The sequence below is a fragment of the Pseudoxanthomonas jiangsuensis genome, assembly GCF_010093185.1.
GTDB classification, from domain to species: domain Bacteria; phylum Pseudomonadota; class Gammaproteobacteria; order Xanthomonadales; family Xanthomonadaceae; genus Pseudoxanthomonas; species Pseudoxanthomonas jiangsuensis.
In genome coordinates, this window is the sequence record NZ_PDWL01000045.1 from 1 (window position 1) to 9,335 (window position 9,335).

At 71.2% G+C, this 9,335-nt stretch carries 8 protein-coding genes and 1 pseudogene; 7 read left to right on the forward strand and 2 right to left on the reverse strand.

Features of this window, described 5'->3' with window-relative positions:
* Positions 1-1,018, forward strand: a 1,018-nt coding sequence (locus CSC62_RS16855; RefSeq protein ID WP_162407841.1) for a D-alanyl-D-alanine carboxypeptidase family protein, incomplete at its 5' end; no start/stop codon positions are given.
* Positions 1,019-1,229: 211 nt separating this feature from the next.
* On the forward strand, positions 1,230-2,195 hold the full coding sequence (locus CSC62_RS16860) for a CsgG/HfaB family protein (RefSeq protein WP_162407842.1): 966 nt from the start codon (positions 1,230-1,232) through the stop codon (positions 2,193-2,195).
* Between the two features lie 127 nt (positions 2,196-2,322).
* Here CSC62_RS16860 and CSC62_RS16865 read toward each other — a convergent pair whose 3' ends face one another.
* On the reverse strand, positions 2,323-3,393 hold the full coding sequence (locus CSC62_RS16865) for a lipid A deacylase LpxR family protein (RefSeq protein WP_246194523.1): 1,071 nt from the start codon (positions 3,391-3,393) through the stop codon (positions 2,323-2,325).
* 142 nt (positions 3,394-3,535) lie between these two features.
* On the opposite strand from CSC62_RS16865, the gene CSC62_RS16870 reads away from it, so the two are divergent.
* From CSC62_RS16870 to CSC62_RS16885, 4 genes are all read left to right on the forward strand, one after another.
* Positions 3,536-3,814 (forward strand): DUF493 family protein, encoded by a 279-nt coding sequence (locus tag CSC62_RS16870; RefSeq protein WP_162407843.1) that lies wholly within the window; start codon positions 3,536-3,538, stop codon positions 3,812-3,814.
* Positions 3,802-4,512: a lipoyl(octanoyl) transferase LipB gene (gene lipB, locus CSC62_RS16875; RefSeq protein ID WP_162407844.1), complete on the forward strand. Its 711-nt coding sequence runs from the start codon at positions 3,802-3,804 to the stop codon at positions 4,510-4,512. Before CSC62_RS16870 ends, lipB begins: the two co-directional genes overlap by 13 nt.
* A 655-nt stretch (positions 4,513-5,167) precedes the next feature.
* Positions 5,168-6,196, forward strand: a complete 1,029-nt coding sequence (gene lipA, locus CSC62_RS16880) for a lipoyl synthase (RefSeq protein WP_162407845.1) — start codon at positions 5,168-5,170, stop codon at positions 6,194-6,196.
* Positions 6,197-6,407: 211 nt separating this feature from the next.
* Entirely contained in the window at positions 6,408-8,588 is a 2,181-nt protein-coding gene (locus CSC62_RS16885; protein ID WP_162407846.1) for a carboxy terminal-processing peptidase, read from the forward strand.
* 110 nt (positions 8,589-8,698) lie between these two features.
* On the opposite strand, the gene CSC62_RS16890 is transcribed toward CSC62_RS16885, so the two are convergent.
* Positions 8,699-9,157 (reverse strand): winged helix-turn-helix transcriptional regulator, encoded by a 459-nt coding sequence (locus CSC62_RS16890; RefSeq protein WP_162407848.1) that lies wholly within the window; start codon positions 9,155-9,157, stop codon positions 8,699-8,701.
* Between the two features lie 3 nt (positions 9,158-9,160).
* Here CSC62_RS16890 and CSC62_RS18310 point away from each other — a divergent pair.
* Positions 9,161-9,335: pseudogene (locus CSC62_RS18310) on the forward strand (peptide synthase); the annotation flags it as partial.

Genomic DNA, 9,335 nt, shown 5'->3' on the forward strand with positions numbered 1-9,335 from the left:
GGCCGGCGAGAACGTCGACACCCGGGTGGAACCGGCCAGCATCACCAAGGTCATGACCTCCTATGTGATCGCCGCCGAGATCGCCTCGGGCAAGGTGAAGAACGAGGACCAGGTGCTGATGAGCGAGCGCGCCTGGCGCGAGGGCGGCGCCCGCACCGACGGCAGCTTCAGCGGTTTCCCGGTCAACCAGCGCGCGCCGCTGCACGACATGGAAGTGGGCATGGCGGTGCAGTCCGGCAATGACGCGGCGATCGCCCTGGCCGAGCACGTGGCCGGCACCCAGGAGGCGTTCGCCGACCTGATGAACAGCTACGCCGCCAGGATCGGCATGGGCGGCAGCCACTTCGTCAACGCCCATGGCCTGTCGGCGCCGGAGCACTACAGCACCGCGCACGACCTGGCCCGCCTGGGCCAGGCCTTCATCCGCGACTACCCCGAGGCCTACGCCTACAACTCGATCAAGGAGTTCACGGTCAACGGCATCACCCAGCCCAACCGCAACCTGCTGCTGTGGCGCGACCCGAGCGTGGACGGGATCAAGACCGGCCACCATTCCGGCGCCGGCTACTGCCTGATGAGTTCGGCCAAGCGCGGCGACCAGCGCCTGATCGCGGTGGTGATGGGCGCCGGCTCCGAGCGCCAGCGCGCCGACGACAGCCTGGCCCTGCTCAACTGGGGCTTCCGCTTCTACGAGACCCACAAGCTGTACGAGCCGGGCAAGCCGGTGGCGCAGCTGAAGGTGTGGAAGGGCAAGGCCGACCAGGCGCAGCTGGGGGTGACAGCGCCTTTGCTGGTCAGCGTGCCGCGCGGCCGCTACGCCGAGCTGAAGCCGTCGATGGAGGTGCCCAAGTCGCTGGTGGCGCCGATCGCGGCCGGACAGCCGGTGGGCACGGTCAAGGTGACCCTGGACGGCCAGGTCGTGGCCCAGGCGCCGCTGGTGGCGATCGCCGCGGTCGAGGAGGCCGGCTTCTTCAAGCGCCTGTGGGATGCGTTCTGGATGTGGTGGGAGTCCGACTGAAGGCCCGCGCCGCCGCTGGAACCCCAAGGACAGCCGGCCGCAAGCCGGCTGTCCGCGTTCTGGACAGGGGGCTGCTGCGTGACGATGGCCGTGCAGGCCGGATTCATCCGTGGTTTATCATGGTCGAACGGGTGTGAAGGCGCGTCCGCTTCCCTCACCGGGGAACGCTGCCGGGTCCGGCCACCATTCTTCACAGATGGGGATATCGAACATGCGTAAAGGGAATTCGGGAAGGGCGGTGCTGGCCGCCGGGATGATGGTCGCGCTGGTGGCCGTCGCGGGTCCGGCCGCGGCCCAGCGTCAGAGCGCGCAGGACCGCCGCCAGGAGCAGATGGCGCAGATCCCGGTGTGCGCCAAGCCGCTGGGCACCATTTCGGTGATCGAGCCGGAGGACGCGACCCACTGGTGGACCGGCCAGCAGCTGCCGGCGCCGTCGCGGCTGATCAAGGTGTTCGTCAACAAGTCGCGCTGCTTCACCCTGGTCGACCGCGGCGCCGGCATGGCCGCCGCCCAGTACGAGCGCGGCCTGGCCGCCGACGGCGACCTGCGTGGCGGCTCCAACATCGGCAAGGGCCAGATCAAGGCCGCCGACTACGTGATGATCCCCGACCTGATCGGCGCCAACAGCAACGCCGGCGGCAACGCCATCGGCGGTCTGCTCGGCGGCCTGGTCGGCGGCAACGCCGGCGCCCTGATCGGCGGTCTGAACTTCAAGAAGAAGACCGCCGACGTGGTCCTGACCGTGACCGACGTGCGCTCCTCCGAGCAGGTGGCCATGGCCGAGGGCAGCGCCAAGAAGACCGACATCGGCTTCGGCGCCAGTGGCGGCCTGTTCGGCGGCAGCGGCCTGGGCGCAGCCGGCGTCAGCGGCTACGCCAACACCGAGATCGGCCAGGTCATCACCCTGGCCTACCTGCAGGCCTACACCGACATCGTCGCCCAGCTCGGCGGCCTGCCGGACAACGCCTCGGCGGCCAACGTCACCCAGGCCCTGCGCGTGACCAAGGCCGCGCGCCTGCTGGGCAACGCCCAGGGCACCGGCCAGGCGGTGCGCTCACTGGACCCGGGCATGCTGCTGTACCCGACCGGCAACAAGGAAGGGCTGATGTGGGAAGTGGAGGACGAACTCGGCAACAAGGGCTGGGTGAACTCGACCAACACCGAGCTGGCCAAGTAAGCGGCGCGGCTGCGGGAACCGGTGCATCGCGCACCGGTTCCGACTCCAGGAAGGGCGGCCAGGCGGCCGCCCTTCCGCGTTTCCGGGCGGTCGTTCCTGCCTGCGGCTGCGGTCGTGAGCCTGCCGCTCAGAGCATCCGGCTGATGGTGAAGCTGCCGAACACCGGCGCCACCTTCTGCCCATCGAACTCGCGGCTGCGGTGGTAGCGGGCTAGGGCGAACTTCCAGCGCCCGCGCATCACCGCCAGGCCGTAGCCGACCTCGCCGACGAACGGCCGCTTGTCCACGCTGTGGCTGTCGCGGAAGGTGTTGCCGTCCAGGGTGATGTCGCGCAGCACCCAGCGCGCGTCGCTGGTCAGGAACAGGTGCGCCGACCAGCCGCGCCCGCGCCCGCGCGAGGATGGCGCGGTGTTCTCGCCGGCCGGGCGCAGCGGCGTGCTGCCGAAATCGTCCGGGACCTTCCAGCCGAAACGCAGCTCCATGCCGGCGTTGGCGTGGGTGGCGAAGTTGCCCAGCGAGCCGCCCCAGTGGCCGATCGCGTCCCAGCCCCAGCCGTCGGCGTTGACGCTGCCGTCGCCCGGCCAGCGGCGCATGCGCTCGTGGACCAGGCCGAGCAGGGGCTCGTTGCGCAGCTGGTGGTCCCAGCCGCGGAATTTCTCGTCGCCCAAAGCATCGTGGACCGCGTCCTGCACCTCCTCGCCCAGGGCCGCCGGCCCGACCACGCCGAGCTGCAGCTGGGTGGTGCGCAGGTGGCCGTCGTTGCGCGCGTTGTAGCCGAAGCTGGCCAGCAGGACGCCGGCGTAGGGGCGGTCGTCGGCGACCAGGTCGGCGCGGGTGAAGTCGGTGGGGGTGAACAGCCCCTGGCCGAAGCCGAAGACCATGTTCTGCTGCTCGAAGCCGCCGGGCTGCAGGCGTTCCAGGTAGCCGTTGATCCAGCGCGCCAGGCGCGGCAGGCAGGGGTCGTCGGTGTAGTCGACCAGATTGGGCGAGACCAGGGTGATCATCGCGCCGTTGGTGTAGCCCTGGTCCTGGTCCTCGCCGCCGAACAGGTCGTTGTCGACCCGGAAGTTGACCGCGGGCGGGGCCTCGTCCATGCGGCTGCCGCTGCACTGCGGGGCCGCCAGCGCGGCGGGGGCCGCCAGCGCCAGCGCAAGGCCGGCGGCGAGCGGGAGCGGGTGCGTCCGGTGGCGTCGCGGCATGCGGGGGCGTCCTTGCGTCGGGTGCGGCCATTGAACCGCAGTCCGGCGTCGATGGCGCGTACACGCCTGCACCGGAGCGTTGCGGGCAGGGCGGCCGGCCGCGCCGCTTGGGTTCGCCGGCCCTCGCCCCGATAATGCCGGCATGGAGATCAAGTCCGACAACCCCGAGCACGGCTTCCAGTTCCCCGGGATCTTCGAGCTCAGCGCCATGGGCCTGGCCGACAAGGGCCTGGAGGCGGAGCTGCCGAAGCTGCTGGCGACCTCCGGCGTGGAGGTGCTGGAAGAGCGGATCCAGTGGAAGCACTCGTCCAACGGCAGGTACGTGTCGGTGCGGATCGGCTTCCGCGCCGCCAGCCGCGAGCAGTACGACGCCGCCCACCGGGCCCTGCGCGACCATCCGGAAGTGAAGTGGACGCTGTGAGCGACCCGGCGCCGGCCTGCGCCGGCGCGGGAAGGGCCGCGCGCGCGCCCTTGCCGGCCCGGGTCTTCGACCTCGGCCGCCAGCCCTACGCGCCGGTGTGGCGGGCGATGCAGCGCTTCACCGACCGCCGTGGCGAGGACACCCCGGACGAGCTGTGGCTGGTCGAGCACGAGCCGGTGTTCACCCTGGGCCAGGCCGGCAAGCCCGAGCACGTGCTGGCCCCGGGCGACATCCCGGTGCTGCACGTGGACCGCGGCGGCCAGGTGACCTATCACGGTCCCGGCCAGATCGTGCTCTATCCGCTGCTGGACCTGCGCCGGACCGGCGTGGGGGTGCGCGAGTACGTGTGCCGGATCGAGCAGGCGATCATCGACACTCTGGACGAGTGGAACGTCGGCGGGCAGCGGCGCGAGGGCGCGCCGGGGGTGTACGTGGGCGCGGCCAAGGTCGCCGCGCTGGGCATCCGGGTGCGCCGCGGCTGCACCTTTCACGGCCTGAGCTTCAACATCGGCATGGACCTGGAGCCGTTCCACCGGATCAATCCCTGCGGCTACCAGGGATTGCAGGTGACCTCGCTGCAGGACCTGGGCGGTCCCTCGGACATGGACGCGGTCAAGCCGGTCCTGCTGCGACACGTCGCCCGCCAGTTCGGGCTGGAACTGCGACCTCAGGCGGGACTGCCGGACCTGGGCGGCTGAGCCTGCGACGGCAACCGCAAAGGCATTGAGCTGGCTGGCTTCGTGCTGAGCCGCGGCGAACCGGCCGTCTCGTGGCCGCTCGGGCGCACATCCGTGTGCGCACTCGCTACCGCGGCCATCCCTGGCCGCTGCCCCAACACAACCGGTCCGCCGCGTCTTCCGTACGCTGAAGGCTCCGGACTTCTATCCACCGTCGTCCCGGCGAACGCCGGGATCCAGCGTCTTTGCCTTGCTCCACCCTGTAGGAGCCGGTCTTGCCGGCGACCATAGAGGCGGACGCACCAATGGCCCCCGGTTCCACGCATCCGCCTCCACCATGGCAGTCGCCGGCAAGACCGGCTCCTACAAAAGGCAGGAAAGCCGGAAGAGCAGAGGCACCAAAGGCGGTGAACCCGAAACCCGCAGAGGCCGCCGTGCCTTGGGTCTGCGGTGCAAGTGGCACAGGGATGTGCCAACGGCCGCGAGTTGCGGGCAGGATGCCCGCCCGAGCGGTGCACCGCAGACCCAAGGCACGGCGGCCCCGCCCGAAGACAGCGCTTTTGCGCCATCTCCCCATTCTCCAGCCCCCCGCCGTTCCACCCGCCGCCGCCAGCGTTGCAGCGCCGGAACCGATCCCGCCGGGCAGCCGGCCCGCACCGGGCCTACAATGGGCGCCATGAACGCCCCCGCCCCCCGCACCATCCCGCTCCAGGTCCTGTCCGAACCGGCCGCCGCGCAGGCGCCGCCGGAGACCGGCCCGCTGCAGGCGGGGGTGAAGCAGGTCGGCGGCGACAAGATCAACCGCTCGCCGGTGCAGTTCGCCGACGCGCCGGTGCTGCGCAAGCCCTCGTGGATCCGGGTCCGGATCCCCTCCGGCAATGCCGTGGCCAACCTCAAGGCCAAGCTGCGCGAGAACCGCCTGGTCACCGTGTGCGAGGAGGCCAGCTGCCCGAACATCCATGAGTGCTTCGGCCACGGCACCGCCACCTTCATGATCCTGGGCGAGGTCTGCACCCGGCGCTGCTCGTTCTGCGACGTCGCCCACGGCCGGCCCAAGCCGCCGGACGCCAGCGAGCCGGCCAGCCTCGGCAATACCGTCGCCGACATGGGCCTGCGCTACGTGGTGGTCACCAGCGTCGACCGCGACGACCTGCGCGACGGCGGGGCCCAGCACTTCGTCGACTGCATCGCCGCCATCCGCGCGCGCGCGCCGGGCACCCGGATCGAGATCCTGACCCCCGACTTCCGCGGCAAGGGCCGGATGGAGCGGGCGCTGGAGATCCTGGCGACCAACCCGCCCGACGTGTTCAACCACAACATCGAGACCGTCCCGGACCTGTACCGCAACGTGCGCCCGGGCGCGGACTACCAGTGGTCGCTGACCCTGCTCCAGCAGTTCAAGGCCCGGCATCCGTCGATCCCGACCAAGTCCGGGATCATGCTCGGCCTGGGCGAAACCCTGGAACAGGTCCAGGCCACCCTGCGCGACCTGCGCGCGCACGACGTGGACATGGTCACCATCGGCCAGTACCTGCAGCCGACCGCGCACCACCATCCGGTGCTGCGCTACTGGACGCCGGAGGAATACAAGGCGCTGGAGGTCTACGGCTACGCCCTGGGCTTCAGCCACGTCGCCTCCGGGCCGATGGTGCGCTCGTCCTACCACGCCGACCGCCAGGCCGCCGGCGCCGGGGTCGCGGCCTGAGCGCCGCCGGCGCCGGTCCCGTCCCCCGGCCGCCGGGCACCGCCCGCGCGGACGGCCGCTTCCGTTCACCTTCCGCACCGCCGCGGCCGCTAGGCTGCGGTGAACCGCGCACGCGCCCAGGATCCGGCCGCCGGCAACTTCCGGCACTGGTCCGTGGTCACAGTCTGCGCCCAGCCTGTCATCCCCGGCCCCACCCGGTTCGAGCCCCCGCATGAATTCCAGACTCTCCGCCGTCCTGTCCGCCGCCCTCCTGATCGCCGCCCCGGCCGCTTTGCTGGCGCGTTCGGAGGGCCCGGCCCAGGTCGCCATCGCGCCCACCGCCGAGCAGGCCACCACCTCCAAGCTGGTCTACGGCCTGCTCTCGGACAGCCGCTACGCCTATCGCCCGCGCCCGGCCGACGACGCCATGGCCGGCGACATCTTCAAGCGCTACCTGGAGGCGCTGGACCCGAACAAGCAGTTCTTCACCGCCGCCGACGTGGCCCGGTTCGAGCCGGCCCGCCACCAGATGGCCGAAGCGGTGCGCCAAGGCGATGCCGCCCCGGCCTTCGCCATGTTCCAGCTCTACCGCGAGCGGGTGGGGCAGCGGGTGGCCTACGCCCGCAAGCTGCTCGGCGAGGACTTCGACTTCAGCGGCAGCGAGCGCTGGGAGTACGACCGCGAGAAGGCGCCGTGGGCGGCCGACGCGGCCGCGCTGGACGCGCTGTGGCGCAAGTCGGTGATGAACGACTGGCTGCGGCTGAAGCTGGCCGGCAAGCAGCCGGCGGAGATCCGCAAGACCCTGGACAAGCGCTACGAGCAGGTCGCCCGCTCGGTCGAGCAGCTCAAGAGCGAGGACGTGTTCTCGCTGTTCCTCAACAGCTACACCGCCTCGATCGACCCGCACACCGACTACCTCAACCCGCGCAGCGCCGAGAACTTCAACCAGGCCATGTCGCTGTCGCTGGAGGGCATCGGCGCCCAGCTGCAGCGCCAGGACGACGTGATCGTGATCCGCGAGATCATCCCCGGCGGCCCGGCCGCGCTGGACGGCACGCTCAAGGCCGGCGACCGCATCGTCGGCGTCGGCCAGGGCCGCAACGGCCAGGTCGAGGACGTGGTCGGCTGGCGGATCGACGACGTGGTCGCCAAGATCCGCGGCACCAAGGACACCCAGGTCAAGCTGGACTACATCCCGGCCGAGAACGGCATCGACGGCGAGCACCGCACCGTGGTCCTGACCCGGGCCCGGGTGCAGCTGGCCGAGCAGGCGGCCAAGAGCAAGTCCTACACCATCCCCGCCCAGGGCGACCTGCCGGCGCGCAAGATCGGGGTGATCGAGCTGCCGACCTTCTACCAGGACTTCGAGGGCCGCCGCCGCAACGGCAGCGACTACACCTCGGCCACCCGCGACGTCGCCGACCTGCTGGCGAAGTTCAAGCAGGACGGCGTCGACGGCGTGGTCCTGGACCTGCGCAACAACGGCGGCGGTTCGCTGGACGAGGCGGTGCAGCTGACCGGCCTGTTCGTCGACCAGGGCCCGGTGGTGCAGGTGCGCGAGTCCGGCGGCCGGGTCAGCGTCAACAGCGACCGCCAGGCCGGGGTGGCCTGGGACGGGCCGCTGGCGGTGCTGGTCAACCGCGCCTCGGCCTCGGCCTCGGAGATCTTCGCCGGGGCGATGCAGGACTATGGGCGCGCCCTGATCATCGGTGAGACCACCTTCGGCAAGGGCACGGTGCAGAACCTGTTCGACCTGGACCGCTGGCCGACCACCGAGGGCCAGCGCTTCGGCCAGGTCAAGCTGACCATCGCCCAGTTCTTCCGGATCGAGGGCGGCAGCACCCAGCACAAGGGCGTGGTCCCGGACATCGCCTACCCGCTGAGCGTGGACGCCAACGAGTTCGGCGAGAGCACCTACGACAACGCCCTGCCGTGGACCCGGATCGCGGCGGTGCCGCACGCGCGCTACGGCAACTTCGCGCCTTTGCTGCCGCGGCTGCAGACCCTGCACGCGCAGCGCATCGCCGACGACCTGGAGTTCCAGTGGTGGAGCGAGGACGTGGCCCGCTACCGCGAGGAGGCGGCGAAGAAGTACCTGTCGCTCAACGAGGCCGAGCGCCGCGCCGAGCGCGACCGCCAGGAGGCCCAGCGCAAGGAGCGCCAGGCGATCCGCCGCGAGAAGGGCCTGGACCTGGACCCGCTGGCCGAGGAGACCGACGACGGCCTGACCGCCAACGAGCGCGACGTGGTCAAGGACGCCGCGCGCGAGAAGGCCGCCGAGAAGCGTCCCGACCCGCTGCAGCGCGAGTCGGCGGCGATCCTGGCCAACGCCATCGACCTGCTGCAGCAGGACCGGCCGCTGAGCGCGCAGGTCCTGCCGAAGACCGCCTCGGCGGTGCGCTGGGCGGAGTGAATGCCGTCGTCCCGGCGCAGGCCGGGACCCAGCGCCTTCCGCTGTGCGGCGTTGGCGGGTAACGGATCAAAGCCGCTGGGTCCCGGCCTGCGCCGGGACGATAGGACCCTTCAATCCGGGATCGCCAGCGCCAGCGTCTCCTTGACCTCCTCCATCACGATGTAGCTCTTGGACTCGCGCACGTGCGGCAGGGTCAGCAGGCTGCTGCCCAGCAGCTTGCGGTAGGAGGCCATCTCCGAGATCCGGGCCTTGATCAGGTAGTCGAAGTCGCCCGACATCAGGTGGCACTCGAGCACGTTGGGCAGCTTCAGCGCCGCGCGCCGGAATTCCTCGAAGATGTCGCCGGACTTGTAGGCCAGGCTGATCTCCACGAAGACCAGCAGGCCGGCCTTGAGGTGCTGCGGATTGAGCCGGGCGTAGTAGCCCTCGATCACGCCGTCGCGCTCGAGCCGGCGCACGCGCTCGGTGCAGGGCGTGGTCGACAGCCCGACCCGCTCGCCCAGCTCGGTGAAGGAGATCCGGCCTTCGGCCTGGAGGATGCGCAGGATGTGGCGGTCGATCCGGTCCAGGTCGCGGGCGCGTTCGGGACGCGGGCGGGCCGGGGTGGCCCGCCCGCCCTCCCCGCCGTTCGCGCTGTTCGATCCGGCCCTGGGCCTGACCTCGGTGATCCCGGACATGGACCCGACCCGGCCGGCGCAGGCCGATCCGCGCCGCCTGCACGACGCGGTCTGGCGCTTCGGCGCGACC